General features: G+C 64.1%; 14 protein-coding genes and 1 pseudogene. 6 read left to right on the top strand and 9 right to left on the bottom strand.

The window, feature by feature from the left end; all coding sequences use genetic code 11:
* The first annotated feature begins 137 nt into the window (after nt 1-137).
* Nucleotides 138-791 (top strand): TetR/AcrR family transcriptional regulator, encoded by a 654-nt coding sequence (locus MLGJGCBP_RS17495; protein WP_236581166.1) that lies wholly within the window; start codon nt 138-140, stop codon nt 789-791.
* Between the two features lie 54 nt (nt 792-845).
* On the opposite strand, the gene MLGJGCBP_RS17490 is transcribed toward MLGJGCBP_RS17495, so the two are convergent.
* Nucleotides 846-1652 carry a crotonase/enoyl-CoA hydratase family protein gene (locus MLGJGCBP_RS17490; protein ID WP_160097213.1) on the bottom strand — a complete coding sequence of 269 codons (807 nt, stop codon included), beginning with the start codon at nt 1650-1652 and terminating at the stop codon, nt 846-848.
* 257 nt (nt 1653-1909) lie between these two features.
* On the opposite strand from MLGJGCBP_RS17490, the gene MLGJGCBP_RS17485 reads away from it, so the two are divergent.
* Both MLGJGCBP_RS17485 and MLGJGCBP_RS51825 read left to right on the top strand, forming a co-directional pair.
* On the top strand, nt 1910-2746 hold the full coding sequence (locus MLGJGCBP_RS17485; protein ID WP_160097211.1) for a hypothetical protein: 837 nt from the start codon (nt 1910-1912) through the stop codon (nt 2744-2746).
* Nucleotides 2747-2771: 25 nt separating this feature from the next.
* Nucleotides 2772-2888 (top strand): annotated as a pseudogene (locus MLGJGCBP_RS51825) (NADP oxidoreductase); the annotation flags it as partial.
* Nucleotides 2889-3120: 232 nt separating this feature from the next.
* On the opposite strand, the gene MLGJGCBP_RS17475 reads toward MLGJGCBP_RS51825, so the two are convergent.
* Nucleotides 3121-3876, bottom strand: a complete 756-nt coding sequence (locus MLGJGCBP_RS17475) for a nucleotidyl transferase AbiEii/AbiGii toxin family protein (protein ID WP_236581165.1) — start codon at nt 3874-3876, stop codon at nt 3121-3123.
* The gene (locus MLGJGCBP_RS17470) at nt 3866-4930 is read right to left on the bottom strand and encodes a helix-turn-helix domain-containing protein (protein WP_160097209.1); all 1065 of its coding nucleotides are present in this window, start codon (nt 4928-4930) and stop codon (nt 3866-3868) included. Before MLGJGCBP_RS17470 ends, MLGJGCBP_RS17475 begins: the two co-directional genes overlap by 11 nt.
* A 494-nt stretch (nt 4931-5424) precedes the next feature.
* On the opposite strand from MLGJGCBP_RS17470, the gene MLGJGCBP_RS17465 reads away from it, so the two are divergent.
* The gene (locus MLGJGCBP_RS17465; RefSeq protein WP_160097207.1) at nt 5425-5742 is read left to right on the top strand and encodes a hypothetical protein; all 318 of its coding nucleotides are present in this window, start codon (nt 5425-5427) and stop codon (nt 5740-5742) included.
* 177 nt (nt 5743-5919) lie between these two features.
* Here MLGJGCBP_RS17465 and MLGJGCBP_RS17460 read toward each other — a convergent pair whose 3' ends face one another.
* The 5 genes from MLGJGCBP_RS17460 to MLGJGCBP_RS17440 form a co-directional block, all read right to left on the bottom strand.
* Nucleotides 5920-6162 carry a hypothetical protein gene (locus MLGJGCBP_RS17460; RefSeq protein WP_160097205.1) on the bottom strand — a complete coding sequence of 81 codons (243 nt, stop codon included), beginning with the start codon at nt 6160-6162 and terminating at the stop codon, nt 5920-5922.
* Nucleotides 6163-6425: 263 nt separating this feature from the next.
* Nucleotides 6426-8663: an AAA family ATPase gene (locus MLGJGCBP_RS17455; protein WP_160097203.1), complete on the bottom strand. Its 2238-nt coding sequence runs from the start codon at nt 8661-8663 to the stop codon at nt 6426-6428.
* A gap of 70 nt (nt 8664-8733) precedes the next feature.
* Nucleotides 8734-9681 (bottom strand): exonuclease domain-containing protein, encoded by a 948-nt coding sequence (locus MLGJGCBP_RS17450; RefSeq protein WP_160097201.1) that lies wholly within the window; start codon nt 9679-9681, stop codon nt 8734-8736.
* A gap of 13 nt (nt 9682-9694) precedes the next feature.
* The gene (locus MLGJGCBP_RS17445) at nt 9695-10651 is read right to left on the bottom strand and encodes an exonuclease domain-containing protein (protein ID WP_160097199.1); all 957 of its coding nucleotides are present in this window, start codon (nt 10649-10651) and stop codon (nt 9695-9697) included.
* Nucleotides 10648-11223: a hypothetical protein gene (locus MLGJGCBP_RS17440; protein ID WP_160097197.1), complete on the bottom strand. Its 576-nt coding sequence runs from the start codon at nt 11221-11223 to the stop codon at nt 10648-10650. Before MLGJGCBP_RS17440 ends, MLGJGCBP_RS17445 begins: the two co-directional genes overlap by 4 nt.
* A gap of 347 nt (nt 11224-11570) precedes the next feature.
* Here MLGJGCBP_RS17440 and MLGJGCBP_RS17435 point away from each other — a divergent pair, with 347 nt between their 5' ends.
* Nucleotides 11571-12620: a TerD family protein gene (locus tag MLGJGCBP_RS17435; protein WP_160097195.1), complete on the top strand. Its 1050-nt coding sequence runs from the start codon at nt 11571-11573 to the stop codon at nt 12618-12620.
* 380 nt (nt 12621-13000) lie between these two features.
* Here the strand turns inward: MLGJGCBP_RS17435 and MLGJGCBP_RS17430 are convergent, their stop codons facing one another.
* A complete protein-coding gene (locus MLGJGCBP_RS17430; protein WP_160097193.1) occupies nt 13001-13600 on the bottom strand; it encodes a hypothetical protein in 600 nt (199 codons plus the stop codon).
* 835 nt (nt 13601-14435) lie between these two features.
* Between MLGJGCBP_RS17430 and MLGJGCBP_RS17425 the strand changes: the two genes are divergently transcribed.
* Entirely contained in the window at nt 14436-15767 is a 1332-nt protein-coding gene (locus MLGJGCBP_RS17425) for a PDZ domain-containing protein (protein WP_160097191.1), read from the top strand.
* The last annotated feature ends 360 nt before the right edge of the window (nt 15768-16127 follow it).

Genomic DNA, 16127 nt, shown 5'->3' with positions numbered 1-16127 from the left:
ACATGATCATCGACCTGGTAGACCCGATCCAGAATCTCGTGACCGCGATTGCGTGGCTACTCGTCAGAGGTCATCTTCCCCCACTCTAGGAACCGCGACCTCCCCACACCGAAAGACGAGCGACGCAGGCAGGACCCATGGCTTCACGGCGGCGAGTACCGTCCGCACCATTCGACGAGGCAACGGCGGTACTCGACGAACCGGATTGGCGATATGTGGCGCAACCAAAATTGTCACCGATTCTTCGCGGAGCCCTTGATGCCTTCTACGAAAAGGGCTTTCGTGGTACGACGGTGCGAGATATTTCTCAACGCGCAGGCGTGACGATGCCCACGCTGTACTACTATCACGGGAACAAGGAAGGCATCTTCACGGCGCTGCTCGAGAGCGCGACCAAGGACGTCCTCGCGCGCGCTTACGCCGCGCGCGACGCGGGCGGGAACAAGCCGGAGGTCCGACTGACCTATGTAATCGAATCGATACTCCTCCGGACCCTCATCAGCCCGCGGATGGTGGCGTTGGAGCCCGATATCCGATACCTCAGCGCACCGAATCGCGACCGCTTTGAGCGTGTGCGAACAGGGGTCGAACGTCTGCTGCTCGGGATCGTCCGAGAGGGGCGCAGGCGGGGCCTTTTCACCGTATCGGATTCCGTGCTCACCACAAGGGCGTTGCTCGACATGTGTGATGCCATTCCCCGCTGGTACGTTGAGTGTCCGCCCAAACATCGTGCCGTTGCCCAGAGATTTGGTGCCATCGCATTGAACGCGGTGGGGTACAGACCGGACTAGATCGGGGCTCCGACAACCGCCTGAAGCGCGGATCAAGCGTGAATAGAACCCGATTCATACCGGGTCGATGAACGAGGGGGCGCGCCCGGAGACGCCGGCAGCGACAGCGGCGACCTGATTTGGTGAACCCAGAAGTCCCAATTGAAGCCGGGATTCGAGGGCAAGCGCCTCCGCTGTGTCGCCGTTGTTCCAGCCCTCGTCGTAGAGGCGCTTTGCCGCCCGGATCGCATCTGGCGATTTCTCGGCGATGTCCTCAGCCAATTCGAGTGCTGCAGTGAGCGGATCCTCTGCCGTGCGCGTGACCAATCCCAACGAACTTGCCTCCAGGCCCGATACGATTCGTCCTGTGAAAGTGAGTTCCTTCGCCACGTCGATGCGCATAACACGTGGTAAGGACTGAGTGATTGCCATGTCCGGGACCAGTCCCCACTTGACCTCCATGAGGGACAACCGGGCATCGGGCGCAGCGATTCGGATGTCGGCGCCGAGCGCGATCTGCATACCGCCACCGAAGCAGTTTCCGGTGATCGCGGCGATCACCGGCACCGGAACTCCCGACCAGTCATGCGCCGCGCGCTGCGCGAAATTGGCAGGTTTCCCATGCTCCCGGACGAACAGGGCGTCGATGCCTCCCGCTGAATCAGCAAGGAAACTCGAAATATCCAAACCCGAGCAGAAGCTGCGCCCTTCGCCATGAAGAACGACCGCTCTCACTGTGCGATCGGTAGCGAGGTGACCTGCGGCTTCGAGCAATCCCTCGAACATAGCCTTGTCCAACGCATTGTGCTTCTCGGCACGGACCATCGTGACAGTCGCTACACCACTGTCGCTCACGCTGAGACGAATTCGTTTATCACTCATGGGGGCTGACTCTAGCTCCGGGACCGTCCGACTCGAAAGCCGTTCGTCGGCGATGCATTCCTCTGTCGTCGATTTTTCGCTCCCGGTCGAGATGGCCGGCAGTGCGTCCTTCCCTCGGTGCCTACCCCCAAAGTGTGATTCCCGTACCCCCCTGGGGAGACGCGCGCCATGGGGTGGCGGACCTAGCCTCAAAGGATCGTTGTCCTACGCCGTCCCGGCGTGGCGATTTGTACAAAGATGTTGGACTAGGAGCAGCTATGGGGCGCATGCCATCCGAGGTCATGCAGCATGAACTCGACATGATGTGGCAGAGTATCTTCACCTGGCTGAGTTGGGCCATAGTCGCCATTATGTTGGCCATTGCCTTCCGAATGTGCGTACGGCAGCGGACTCCCTTCTATCTGCTGGCATGCCTGGCGGCCGGTATCGCGGCCTTCGCCGAACCGCTCTACGATGTAGCTTTTGACCTCTGGTTCTACGATGTCCACAACGGCGAGCCTGGAGCGATGTACTCTCACTTCACTGCGTTCGGGGTCGTTCAGCCGAACTGGTCGCATAGCGGCTACATCATCCTGTACGCGAGCGCCTGCCTCTACGCTGGGCGTCGCATGTACGAGGGAAGCCTGCGGCGCACGCATCTGTTCCTGATCTGGGGTGCCGAGATCATCACCTCGTGCGTATTCGAGGTCATCGGTACCGGCACAAATGTCTATACCTATTACGGTCCGTACGAGTTGCGGATCTGGAACTATCCATTGGTCATCGGCGTGCTCGAGGGAACCCAGGTAGTGCTGTTCACTGTACTGGCGGTGCAACTCTGGCGACGGGTGTCCACCGCGTGGGGCCTCATCGGCCTCTTAGCGGTCTTCCCCGTCACAATGTTCGGTGCGAACTTCGGCCTCGGTGCACCAATTATCATTGCCCTTCATCTCGACGAATCCGAATTCTCTAGCGGAATAGTTTGGGCAGCAACCCTACTCACCATCGCGTTGTGCACTCTGGCGGTGAACGGCGCGAGCAAGTTCCTTCCGCGGCCGTTTTCTAGGCCCGAGCCGGATGGCGCGCCCGTTGCGAAGGCGGTCGCGGCCGCCTGAGTGCGGCTGCGGAGGAGAACCGCATCTGATCAATCAGCTCGGCTTTGACCCGGTCGACGCGGGCGCCGTCGAAGATTCCTGCCGTCAGCAGCCGGGAACCCCGATCTACGGCAAGGAGTTTGATCGGGAATCTACGTTGTAGGCACTGGCGCAGGCAACGCGTGAGCGCACGACGAGTGGCGTGCTGTGGCGCAGTGAGCGATCAGTGCAGGGCGGCGTGCGGCGGTACTCAGTTCGGTGGCGTTGAACGTCGTCTGCGGGTGGTGGACCCGGATCGGAACCTGGTCGACGATTCGATCCCCTCCGGGGTGGCCTGCCTGCACAACACCACATCGCGACCAAGCGCTGCCTTCGGCAATCACATGACATGGGCACTAATGTTGCGTCGCGTCGGTCAACAGTTCGGCGACCAGGTCGAGGTCGTCGGTGGTGATGTCGCGGCCACCGACTGTATGGATCCGTTGAAGCGATTGTGGGCGTTTGCGGGTGAACCACAGATCGACGTGGAGGGCGATGTCCTGCGCGGTGGCCGCGTCGACGGAGCGAATCTGGGCCAGTGCCGCCGGGCGGGTGGTCTCGTCGAGCATCAGGTGCACGATGTCGAGTAGGTCGGTGCCCTGCTTGTCTGCCGAGCGGTTCATCACCGCTTGGAGTTTCATCGCGATCAGCGGCCCGGGCTCGGCGACCGGGGTGGTCACCGTAATGCGGTTACCGTTGGTGCGGATGACCTCGATGGTCATGTCGGTTGCGGTGTCGTTGGCCCAGGCGTGCGCCGAGGCGTGAAGGCGGTCGCCGGGGTCGTCGCTGGGGTGGTCGAGTTCGACCTGGCGGACTTCGAGCACGTCGACCTTGACGGATCCGTACCGGGTGGGCAGCAGGACGGCCGCCGGCTCGACCGGCTCCGCGCCGTCGGCGGCGCGCAGGACCTCGAGTTGGGGGAGACGGCCGAGAAGCCGGTCGACGAGGTCGAGATCGACGGTGGCGCGGTAGGGGCTCGACAACCGTGACAGCACGGCGAGGCCGCCGACGATGACGGGTGGCTGGCCGATGAGTGCCCGAACCTCGATGACACCCGCGGCGACGGCGGCCATGGCATCGCCGACGAACACGACATGGCGACTACCAGACACGGGTCCACCGGCTATCGGGTGTCCAGGCGTCGAGGATTTCCCGGCCCCGCCCGAGGTCTTGGGCGAGATCGAGCGCAACGAACACCGGATGCGTGAGCGGCCATTCGAGCGGGCTGGCGTCCAGCTCGATCCGGGACTGGACGACCGCGGGAACCGGGGCGACCCGCACGGTGGCGCGCGCCAGCCGGGCGGATTCCGCGGTCCCGAGCAGGGTGGCCGCCCGCCGGACGATGGACTGGTCGGGAACGAAGAAGTCGAGGGTGTGACCTGTACGGAATGCGAGGGGTGCACCATACGCGGCGGCGGCAGCGGAGTCGGTCAGTGCCCACCCGGGCCCGTCGAGCGCGTCGAGACCGAGCCGGAGCGTCCGGTGCAGGCCGGCATCTCCCGGTATCGGTGGCTGCGCCAAATGAACACGCGGGCTCGTCCAGCGGCCGGCGACCTGCCAGAACAGGTCGGTGCCGACCAGGGCATTGCTCTCGTCGAGAAGGCCGTCTCGCCGCAGGGCGGCGAGAATCTCCGAGACCGTGCTGGGGGAGCGGCCGAGCTCGCGCGCCAGCCCGCGCACCGTGCCGGCTCGTTCGGGATGCAGCAGTATGGCGGTGGCGACCTCGAGTCCGGCCTTGCCTGCGAGCGCCTCGGACCGTGCGGCGCGTTCCTTGACCGGCGGCACGTCGGCGTCGATCACCAGGCGATCGGTGCGCAGTGCGAGTCGGCCACGCAGGTCGAGGTAGCCGCCGTGCTGGCCGATGAGCATGGTGCGCGCTGCGTCGGTCACCCGGTCGGCCACGACGAGCAACGGTGTGGACGCGTCCGCGGCGGTCGCGGGCGCAATGTCGGTGACAAGCCGCTCGGCGACGTCGTCGGTGACCAACGTGCGGAACTCCAGTCGGATCGGCACCGCCACGCCGTCCGGGTCCACAACCAGGTCGGCGCTGGCCCCGGATGCCGTCACGGGCGGGCGGGCCGCAATGTCCAACTGCGCGAAGGCATCGACCACGAAGGCCTCGATGCCCGCACCCGCGTGCCCGTGCTGGATCCGCTGTCCGTTCACCGTCCCATACTCGCAGGTGTTCGGTGTTCGGTCAATACCGAACACCGAACAACAAGTGCTAAGGCCCACGGAACGTTGTCGGGGTGCGCAGGGGCGGTCACTGCTGGTGCCGCGGTCGCGATGCCCGGCAGCCGTCGGGGTGACGTGATTGTGCGCAGCGCCCGAGAAGAAGCCGCAGAGCAAGAAGCCGTCAGGTAGAGGATTCGAAGGAAGCCATAGTCCGGTTGGCCGCGAGTGACGAAAATTCATCTAGGAGATGCCCGTTCACGACAAGGGCAAGCACGGGGGAGGGGGAAGGCGAGGTCGCACTGCTTCTGTCGCGCTACTGAGTTCGGGTTGCTGCACCTGGGCGGGCGCCGACGGCACCATGGCAGCTGACTGCGTCGGTGGCGGTCCGATCGCGGATGGTGTTCGTGCAGGTCGGGTCGCGTATCGGGCCGGGCGGTGCTTATGCTCGATCTCGGGAGTTTCACCGAGCGAAGAGGTGCATCAGCATGGCCGGAATTAGCGGCAATCGGCCGGTCGGTGGCCCGGAGTTGACGGTCGGAGTTCGGGTGCTGGTCCGGAGGAGTTCCGGGGCCGATCTCACCGGTGAGGTTGTCGAGGATTATGCAGCGGTGACCGACCCGGGCGGTGGTGGTCACGAGTGGGCGCCGGTGCATCGGTGGGCGGTCGCACTCGACGACGGGCGGCTGGTCTTCGCCGACACCGAAGACCTGACCGTCGATCCGGGCTTTCACCGGCCCACTCCGAATCCGAACTTGGGCCCGGATTCGGACGTGCGGACACCCGGCCGGCACCGGGGAGAATGACGGGGGCAGATCGCGCCGCCTGCGGATGAAACCGCCCCCGAGATGTCGGGATGTGCGGTTCCCTGTGCGGTGACGAGCCCGGAGGGATCCGAGGTATCGGCCGGGGCCGGGTGTTCGGTTAGGTGCGGATGCGGGCACAGTTGTGGGGCGGCGATGTCGCCGAACCACGTGCTTCGTTCAATGCATGGTAACGAGAACTATGACGGCGGTCAGCACGACGACGATCAGTTCGACGGCTCCCAGGATCAGAGCGGCAACGGCGAGGCCGGAGCCGGTTTCGTGTTCGCGTCCGCCGGTCTCCACGTAACCGATTGCGCCGAATACGAGTGCCGGGACGAACAATCCCGTCAGGGCGCAGAGCAATCCCACGATCGCGCATACGTTGGTGCGCTCGGGCACCTCGATACCGACTGCTGCCACGGGAAATTCCTCTCATTCATTGGTTCAGCAGAGCGTTTTGATCGGGCATGGCCCCCGAGCACGCGGTCACAGTGTCGTGCGCTGCGTTCGTACTGGATCGCATCGCAGAGAGGTGATCAACATGCCGTGGTTGTTGGTCTCCGGTCCCGGTTGAATAACCCGGGACCGGAGGGGTGGGTGTCGGTGCACCCTGGGCGACTTGTCGCGCCGGCATTCGCCCCCGCCTACCGAGTTTTTCTGTTGAAACAACGTAGTTGCGTTGGTCAATTCTGTGAGGATGCGGTCACGTCCTCCACCGATGAAGGCGTATCGAACGGTGGGCGGATGATCACCGGTTCGATCGGAGATTCCTTCGCCTTGCCAGTCGGTGGGATCGGCTGTGGAGCGGATTCGCCGAAGATGCTGCCGAACAGTGTCATGAGTTCTTTGACGATCTCGTCCGCCTGCTCACCCAGGACCGCCCGATAGGAGGTCTCGCTGGTTACCTCGTCGCAGAACTCGAGGGCGTGCTCGACCTTCTCCGAGCGCCCGGTGTCGCCGCAGTATGCCTCGAGGTCTCCGCGGGAGAGGACGTGCACGTTTTCGCCGCGCAGAGCTTCCAGGAGTTCATGCTTGTGTCTTGCGACGTCCGGGTCGGTTCCGGTGAGCGCAGCGAGTTTGTCGTTCTTACGGTGCGATGTGAAGAAGTCGTCCATGGCCTCGCGCAATGCCGTCCACGCAGCATCGTCCTGTGCCCCGCCTTCGAAGACCTCCTTTGCCCTGGTCCAGTTGCTCTGTGCGTCTCCGCGAGCGGTAAGATCCTTCGCTGCTCTCGCCCCGATCTCCGGTGCGGGTGTAGGCAGGCTGCGATCGATGGCCGCCATCAACGTTCGACGGATCTCGATGATCTCGGTTGTTGCGGTGAGCTTGCCGAAACCGCCGATGAGGGCGTCGAGGTCGCAGACCACGTGCACGGGAATATCGAAGTGGTTGAAGAAGGTGCGGTACTTGCCGATGTTGCCTTTTCCGCCGATCCGGGCGAACGCGATGTTGCGGTCGATGTGGTTCCACTGCGGGTCGAGCAAGCTGGCGAGGTGGGTAAGTACGACGGCGTCGCTGTCGCCCTCGACGAGCACGACCGCTCGTGCGAAGAAGGCGATCTCGTTGTGTTCGTGGCGGATGATCTGGAAGGCATCACGGACCGACACGGAATTTCCCAGAACGACTGGCGTGATTGCCGTGTAGGGCGTGCACCCGGACTCGGTGACCTTGCGGAGTTTGGTGAAGGTTTTCGTCGACTTGGGACTGAAGAAGACCGGGGAGTGGGTTGTCACGAGGACGCTGTGGTCCTTGGCGAACGCTTCGAGTGCTTGGAAGAGCTGTCTCTGGGCCCATGGGTACAGGTACAGTTCCGGCTCCTCGAACAGCAGCAGGTAGCTGGGACCTCCGGTCTGCTTGCGTTCGGTTGTGCCGAGCCCTTCGTGGCGCAGAACGTTGTATGCACGCAGGATCGCGAAGGTCACGGCCCGCTTGAGTCCGTCGCCCTTGCTGGCGATGGAGCCTTCGTGCCCGTCGTCGGCGGTGAGTTCGGCGCCAGCGACGATGGTCTTGATCTCGGGGACAGGGACGGTCATCTTCAAATCGATGTCCGGGAAGCTCTCCCGGACGAACCTTTCGATGGTGCTCTCGATCTTTTTGACCTGATCGAGGCGATCGTCGGTGTGGTTCCCGGATTCGTCGAACACCCTGCTGAGTTTTCGCTGGATATCCGAGAATTGCTCTTCGATATCGCCGAGTTTGTCGGTCACCTCGTGGAGCAGGATGTTCAGCAGTTTGCCGAAGGTGCCCGTTCCGCTCGTTTTCAGTTCGCTGGCAACGTCTTTGACCGCTTCGATGTAGAGCGGTTCGGGGAGGAAGGACTTGATGGCGGCGTCGATGCCGGTGCCGAGTGGTTCGTCGCGCAGTGCCTTCTGCTCGGGCGCCAGGGCCTCGACGATCTTGTCACGCGCCTCACGGACATCTGACTGAGCCGGTTTATCGCCGAGGAGGGGTTCGAGCTCCGGGATCAGCTCGACCACTGCTTCCCGAAGTACCTCGTTTCTCTTCCCCCTCATGATCGGCGTGAGAACCTTGTCCGTGAAGCGATCCTCGGCTGGGCCGAGCTTGAGAATCTTCAGCGACGATTTGCTCTCACCCGGAGGAACGATACGCACGAGGGTGATCATGCGATCGGTGATGTCTGCCTCGAAACTCGCGCGATGCCCTGAATCGGAGATCCGCGCCAAGTCCTCCTCGCTGATCTCGCTGATCGTCAATTCGATGCGGATCGGCAACAGCGGGTCGTGGTGGTCGTGGATGTCGATGTTGCGGGGTGTGTTGCCGGCGAGGACGAGGTGCAGCGCGTGCAAAACCGAGGACTTTCCGGCGTTGTTCTCACCGATCAAGCATCCGAAGGTCGACAGCGGAAGAGTGACATCCTTCAGTGCACGAAAGTTCTCGATGTGGATCGTCTCGAGTTTCAAGTCCTGTCTTTCAGGTCGGGTGCGCAGGGCGCGCAGTATTGAATGACGAACCGCGACATACCAGTCGGGTTCACCGTGTGGATGTGATCTTGAGGAATTCGAGTTCGGTGAGGACGTCGATTCGTCTGTCATCGGCCCGGGCGAGCCGAGCGGTGTGTAGCCGCTGGGTATCGGCGGTGGTGGCCGCGCGGGAGCCGAGGATGAGCAGGTCGGTGTCGGCGGTGACCTTGTTGGTGACGGTGGCACCGAACTGGGCGGCGAGTGCGGTCGCTGTGGCGCGGGTGAGGGTGGTCATGCGACTGACGAGGACGGCGCTGCGACCGGCGAGGATTCCCGCCGCCGTGGGCGTCTCGGTCAGGGTGAGGGTGCCGATACGCCGCCCCGGGTCGGCGTTTGCGAGCCCGGTGACGGGCAGGCCGCCGTTGTTGAGGGGTTCGAGCGGCCGACCGGCGTGAGCGGCGAGTTCGGCGAGGCTGTGGTGGGAGCCATTCGCATGGTTCAGTGCGATCAGGATTTGTGCGCACGCCTGTGCGTCTTCGCCGGCGTCGTGGTGCTTGCGCAGGTCGACACCGAAGAACGTACTGAGGGTGGGCAACTTGTGATTGGGCAGCTCGGGGTGCAGGTTCCGGCTCCACAGCATCGTGCACCCGGTCTCGAGGTGGGGAACCGGCAGGTCGCTGAGTGCGCACGCCTGCCGCAGTGCGCTGACGTCGAAGCTCTTGTTCTGGGCGATCACTGGCAGGTCGCCGATGAACTGGGCGACGGCCGGCCAGATCTGCCCGAACCGAGGTTTGCCGGCGACGTGCTCGGCGGTGATGCCGTGCGTCCTGATCTGCACCGGCTCGAAAGTGTCGACACCGGCGGGTGGGCGGCACAACCAGGTGCGGGTCTCGACGACCCGGGCGTCGATGACGATGGTGACACCGATCGCACAGATGCTGCCCCGGGCCCGGTTCGCGGTTTCGACGTCGAGGGCGGCGAAGGACAACGCCGATGTCGTTATCGTAGGTGCAGCCACTACTGCTGTCCTTTCACAGGGTGGCGGTGTCGACGTCGAGGAGTCTGAGGAAGTCGTCCTCGCAGAAGACCTCGATGTTTTGGCCCTTGTCGCGCAGTTCGAGGGCCCTCTTCGCCTTCGTGGTAGTGAAGTCTTCGAGCGAGTTGCCAGTGAACCCATCGCCGATGACCAACATGGTGGTCTTCCTGTTCACGCCTTTGGGTTGCGGGTTCGCCCCCAGGGTTGCGAGGAGCGCGCAGACAGGTTCACGGGTGAACGCGGTCAGACCGCCGGTGAAGCTCACCCATTCGCCGTACAGGGGATGATTGGGGTCGGCCTCGATGTTGGTGTCGGGGATGTCGAAGCGGGTGGAGGTGCCGCGGCGACGGATGACCATCCCGTTGCTCCCGTCGGGCCCGAACTGTCCGGGGCGGGTGTGTGCCAGGCTGCACAACCCGGCCATGTCGACGGCACCAGAGACCGTGGTCAGCGCGAGGACGAGTTGCGCGGCCATGACCGAGTCCGCCCCAGCATTGTGGTGGTTGGTGGCGTCGAATCCGAAGTGCGCCGCCAGGAACGGCAGCCGGTAGCTGACCAGGTCGAGCAGTCGCCGGGACAAGGTGAGGGTGCACCCGGTGGCCAGGGTCGGCAGGTCGACGCCGGCGTAGGTGCTGGCGGCGTGGAGGTGCCCGAAGTCGAAGTTCGCGTTGTGGGCGTACACCGGGAGGTCGCCGATCAACGCGAACATCTCCCGCAAGCACTCGCCGACCTCGGGGCTGCCGGCGACGTCGGCGGCGGTGATGCCGTGGACCTTGGTGTTGTACCAGTGAAACCCGCCCGTCTGGGCAGGTGGTCGGCACCGCCAACTCCGCACGATCGTGATCGCGCCGGCCTCGACGATCGTCAGACCGATTTCACAGATACTGCCCTTGGTCGAGCTGGCGGTCTCGACGTCCACCACCGCATAGCTCTCAACGTCCCCCGTCATCATCGGGTCACCAGCGGGAGAGGCCGGAGTTCGTCTCCGCCGAGGGGTTTGAGGAAGGGGCGTTGGACGCGTTGCTTTTCGACCTTCTCCCAGGCGATCGCGAGCTTCTCGAACCCCCGGGCCAGCGGATATGCCTGACCGGTGCGTTCATCGCTGCTCGGATACATCGGGACAGAGGCAGCCACCTCCACCGGGTCCGGTACCTCGGGCCAATCCGGGGCGGTGAGCTTCGTGCGAGAACCCGCGGCGTGGGCTTCGAATGCGTCCTGCAACTTGGTGACCTCGGTGCGCGCACACTCGACCGTCCCGGACACATCGACGATCCCCCGATGCGCGATCGCGAGTCGCTCGAGCAGATCGGTGTCGCCGGCCAGCACGATGAAGCGTTCCTCGATCAGCGAGCGCACCTTCCAGGGGTCGAGCTCCTCAAGGGCGTAACCCCATGCTCCCGCCATGCGGGGCATAGGAGCGCCCATTGCCGCGGTGTGCCCGACGTCGACGTGCCAGATGCCGATGCGCCCGATAGCGCCGACCTCGTCGATGACGGCGATGGGCTTGAAGTAGCTGATCGGCATGTACGCGTACCCCTTCTGGGCATGGATTGAACTTCACGGACTGTAGTTCACGATTCGACTACCACCCGGCCTCCGGCGCGTGCATGTGCGGCGTGTCGGAAGTTTGATGAGAACTGCACGGGCCGTGTGTCATTCAGATGAATGACATGCGTGGAGTGATAGCGGTGGGTGACTGTCCGGCGTCGGTGACATCAGTCAGTGTCACGGCTGTCAGTTGCTGGATGACCACCGGGAAAGGAATCCGATCGAGGTCCGATGATCGCCCGAAGAGTCGCGGCAGGAGGGAAAACCAGGCCGTGAATGGGTGCTTCGCCTCATCGGAGTAGTCGGTGGGGGATGATGCGCGCATGGTCGAGTTGAGCAAGGGCGAGAACACCTGGTTGGCCGAGCGCGACGTCACGGTCGGTGTGGAGTTTCTCGCCGGCACTGCGGATGTGGATCTGTTCTCGGTGTTGGTGCGTGCGGACGGATCCGCTGGATCCGACCGTGACCTGGTGTACTTCAACCAACCGAGCTCACAGTGCGGCGCAGTTACCCTGGCCGATCGTGGTGTGCAGTTGCGGCTGGATGCCGTTCCCTCGGATGTGGCGATGGTCGTCATCGCGGCGGCCCTCGACGGCACCGCCCCGGGAACCGTCGCATCCCGCGGCCCAGGGGAGGTGATCGTGCGCTCGACCGCAGGAATTCTCGCCGTTCACACGATCACCGGGCTGACCGACGAGAGATGTGTGGTGCTGGTAGAAATCTACCGCCGCGACAGTGGGTGGAAAATTCGTGCGGTGTCCCAGGGCTGGGCCAACGGCATCGCCGACCTGATCGAGTCCTACGGAATAGTCGTCGACTCCTCAGTGCCCGAACCGGAAGCAGCGCAGCCGGCCGTGATCGTTGTTCCCGACGAGTTCGGCGCGGAGCCGATCGGCGCGGGTGAGGAGGCGTGGCGCAAGAAACGGTCAGGTCAGCCGCTGAACGATTTCGAAGACCTGCATGCATTGGAGTATGAGCAGGGCCTGGTCCGCGGCGCCCACTTCCTGAAGTGGAGCAGCGAGGTCGCTCGACTCAAGCGCGAGGGACACCTCCAGGAGGCGCTGACCGTGTTGCTCGAGATCCTCGACGCCACCGAACGGATCCAGGCGCAGGAGCGGGCGAACATCCCGGTGCGCACAGCACTGTTCCGGGGCCGGGTGAACGTGGTGGTGCGGGAGACGCCACCGGGGTGGACGGAGAACGCGGCGATCGTGCTCCGCAAGCTCGGCGATATCGAGGGGGAGATCGCGATCATCGACCGCTGGCTGGCACATGCCGGGGACCCCACGCACTGGGTCGGTGCAACCCACACCAAACTGCTCGCTCGCCGCGACAAGGCGCTGGCACTGCTGGAAAAGAAGCGGCGCCAGTGACACGCGGACCGCGAGCAGAACCTGATGGTGATGATGTGGTCCCGATAGCCGCACAACTTCTCGGCCGGTGAGCACATCGCCGCTATCATTCTGTGCGCCAAACGCTTACCTCGCTCGTGGCGGCAGAATATGTTGGTCCGGCCAGAGCGGAGGGGATGTGAATGCCCAGGCTGCTGAGTCCAGAGGATGTGCGCGGGATGCGGGCGCCAGGTCCGCGCCCCGACGACTGGCAAACCGAGGTATTCGTACCTGTGTTCTTGCCGGTGGAAGTCCGGTCCGGGTAGCTGCCAGGAGGCCCGGTAACAGACTGGAGGCACGGAACGGCCTCCCGGAGGGGATCTCCGCATTCAGCGACTTCGATTTCGATGTGATCCCCCCGTTCAGGGCAGCAACGTCACTCCGAAGAGCAGATCGAGCCACACGGCGATCGCGACCAGGCCGCCGAACGCGATCGCGACGATGAAGAATGGTGTCGTCGCGCGATCAGCCCAGTCGATCGGTGCGTCGTCGACCGTGGATCGTGAAGGCTCGAGGTCTGTTCTGCGTATGGCTGCGGGGGAGGCAACGAGATCGGCGACGATGCTCCCAACCACGAGGAGGACGGTGCCGACGAGGGTCATCCACAGTCCCCACCCTATCGAGACGATTCCGTTCTGTTGATCTTCGGCGGGAATGAGGCTGGAGGCTTTGACCAGGGCGAACACGGTGGTGAGGAGGCAAATGATGCCTATCACGGCGGCCGTGACCAGCGGCCAGCGGCTCGGGGTGGCGGCCTTGATCAGCAACACCACGGCAGCGAGTGCGCCCATGGCCAACGTGTATTTCCCGATGGACTGTGTCCCTGGCACAGAGAGGAAGGCTGCTGCGGTGAACCATGGCGCGACGCTCCCGACGATGACCACCACGCTCGCGAGCCACGCAACGATGTATCCCGCAAGGTTGACCGACCCCAACACCGAACTTCTTGCGTGCACGACCATCGCACCGTTCCCTTTCCCGTGACCATCGACACGGCGGTCAAGCCGGCGGCTCGGCGTCCTTGTCCCGCAGGAGCATATGCGATGCATACCCGCGCGCGATCGAACGACGGCGAAGTGGATGAAGCTACGGCCTCCACACCGGTGGTGGCCGCAAAGGTTTGGTGGGCCGGAACCAGCCACCTGTCGGCGGCGGACTTGCCCGACATCTCCCGCCCGACTCTGATGACACTAATCCGGGCCGGCGAGCTCCGAGCACACACAAGGTCGGCACCGACACCCGGCGGAAGAGCAGCGACATGATTGGCTACCGGGAAAGGGTTGCGGGCACGGCAGCGGGCGGCCTTCGATGATTTTCGCGTCTTCGAGGACGTCGACCAGATGACCTACCGGCCACCGCGTTCGCGCCGCGACAGACCTCGGCCCTGGTCCTCGTTGGGTGAGGGCAGGGGTGCGGGGGATGCGAACGTCCTCTTTTCGGGGGCGCTGCGGGATGGGTTGTGCCTGAACGGGTTCCGGCCTAGTCGACCACTGTTCCACCGGCGCTGGACTGCGCGGGCATCCTCGCCGGCTGGTCTATTATCTCCGCAAGAATCACGCGCACTACTCCGGGCCGTCCCGGTCGGTGGGGTCCGCGACCACATCACCTGGGTGGTCCCGCACGGCCACATCGCCGGTTGCCGGATCGATCCCGAACCCGCGTATATCGACGACTACGACCTCCACTTGCACGCCGCCGCGACCCACGCCGCCGTCGAGAAGGTGGTGAGCAACGACGCGGAGCGCCGTTTCCGCCCCTGCGCTGCACGAACATGGGGCGACAGTGGATGATGCGGTGGTGAAACTGTGGGTACTCGCAACCATCGCGGGCATCGCGCTGTCCATGACAGCCTGCTCGGTCTCGGCGTCCGAAGGATTGGCCACGACGGCACAACCGTCCGTGCTGTCGTCACCTGCGTCCGAGCCGGACTATTCGTCGGTCCTGCACCCGAACTACCGGGTCGTGACGACGAGTGCTCTCGACTTGGGCGGCGGCCCCACACATGACCGGATTGTCGTCTCTGCCGGTCCGGGTCTGGACGCGGGCAAGCCGGTCGATGGTGGGACGCAGGACGTTCAGATCCTGTCCTATGATGCGATCGCTGAGCGGTGGAACGTCACGTTCGATGCCGCGAACACGATGACTGCCGCCGGGTCCCTTGACGCGGTGCCGCTGCTTCCTCAAACCAATCGTCTGACCTCGGTAACCGCGAAGGAGTTTCGTGCCGATCCCGACAAACCGGCCTACCTGCTGATCACCGCCGTCGACTCCACCGCGAATCATCCACTGACCCTGACCGGGATCGTCTCTCTCACAGACGGCGTCGCACAACTGGCCTACCGCAACAACCAGGACATGAACGCAACTGTGCAGGTGGACGGCCCGGACACCGGTCCCCAGACACTCACCATCACCAGCGACTACTTTCCGCCCTGGGCTCCGGCATGCTGCCCGCTGCGCAAATACACCCGCACCATCGGAGCACGAGGCGACGCAGGTCCCATCACCGATCTCAGCGACGATCGACCATGGCTCGGCGTCTGGTTGGGCCAACCGTCCGATGGAGACGGGCCCACCGGCAGTGGAGTCGTGGTGGCCACGATCCCCGGATCACCCGCGTCCGCCGTGCTACAGCCAGGCGATATGATTCTCGGCGTGAACGGCGCCGCCGTACCTGCCGGCAAACCCGTCCACGCGTTCGACGAAATCGGATCTCACCACCCCGGGGACTCCGTCACGCTCCGCATCAGCCGACACGGCCAAGACAGCACCGTCGCGGTGACCTTGGGTTCGTTGGCCGACCCGCACGCCGCACAACCGTCCGCACCGATTGAGGGTTATATCGGGATACAGGTCCAACCGGCGGCGGGGAGCACGCCGGGCCTCGAGGTCGCCGACGTCACGGCCGGATCACCTGCTGCACGGGCGGGGTTGCAAGAGGGACAGATCGTGACCGCTGCCGACGATTTGCCGGTTCGCACCTTCACCGACCTGCTGGTCGCGCTCACGAACAAGGCGGGCCAGTCCCTCACCTTGACCGTGGTCAACCCGTCCACGCACAGGTCGTCCTCTATCTCGGTTTTTCCGCAGACCGCACCGTCGGGGCGCCTGTCAAGTCACCCCATCTGACGTCATCGGACCGATAGCTCACCGCTGGCCTCTCCGGTGTGACAGCTGGATTGGCCTATATTGAGCGTGAGGCGTGGGTCGCTGTCCATCTGGTAGGCGGTCGTGGGACGGTACAAGACAATCTGCGTGTGCTCGTTGTCGTCACGTGTTACGCGAATGGTGTAGTGACGGCCAGGGAATGGCTGCCTCTGATTGACTTACGTCTCCGTGAATCAACGCTCAGCAGCGCGGTCGTCTGCCAGAGGTGGTGCTGCGTGGGCAGTCGCTGGAGTGCCTGGAGTTTGTGGCGCTGGCGGCGACCGTCTGTCCGGCAGGAAGTATTGCTGACCTAGCAGTGTCATTCACATAGATGACATCGGA

Source organism: Rhodococcus sp. T7 (genome assembly GCF_009872365.1).
Taxonomy (GTDB): domain Bacteria; phylum Actinomycetota; class Actinomycetes; order Mycobacteriales; family Mycobacteriaceae; genus Rhodococcus_F.
This window is presented reverse-complemented; position numbering and strand designations above follow the sequence as displayed.

Coding starts and splice junctions, on each gene's coding strand:
- MLGJGCBP_RS17495 (WP_236581166.1), top strand. CDS start 138: ATGGCTTCACGGCGGCGAGTACCGTCCGCACCATTCGACGAGGCAACG.
- MLGJGCBP_RS17490 (WP_160097213.1), bottom strand. CDS start 1,652: ATGAGTGATAAACGAATTCGTCTCAGCGTGAGCGACAGTGGTGTAGCG.
- MLGJGCBP_RS17485 (WP_160097211.1), top strand. CDS start 1,910: ATGGGGCGCATGCCATCCGAGGTCATGCAGCATGAACTCGACATGATG.
- MLGJGCBP_RS17465 (WP_160097207.1), top strand. CDS start 5,425: ATGGCCGGAATTAGCGGCAATCGGCCGGTCGGTGGCCCGGAGTTGACG.
- MLGJGCBP_RS17445 (WP_160097199.1), bottom strand. CDS start 10,651: ATGATGACGGGGGACGTTGAGAGCTATGCGGTGGTGGACGTCGAGACC.
- MLGJGCBP_RS17440 (WP_160097197.1), bottom strand. CDS start 11,223: ATGCCGATCAGCTACTTCAAGCCCATCGCCGTCATCGACGAGGTCGGC.
- MLGJGCBP_RS17435 (WP_160097195.1), top strand. CDS start 11,571: ATGGTCGAGTTGAGCAAGGGCGAGAACACCTGGTTGGCCGAGCGCGAC.
- MLGJGCBP_RS17430 (WP_160097193.1), bottom strand. CDS start 13,600: ATGGTCGTGCACGCAAGAAGTTCGGTGTTGGGGTCGGTCAACCTTGCG.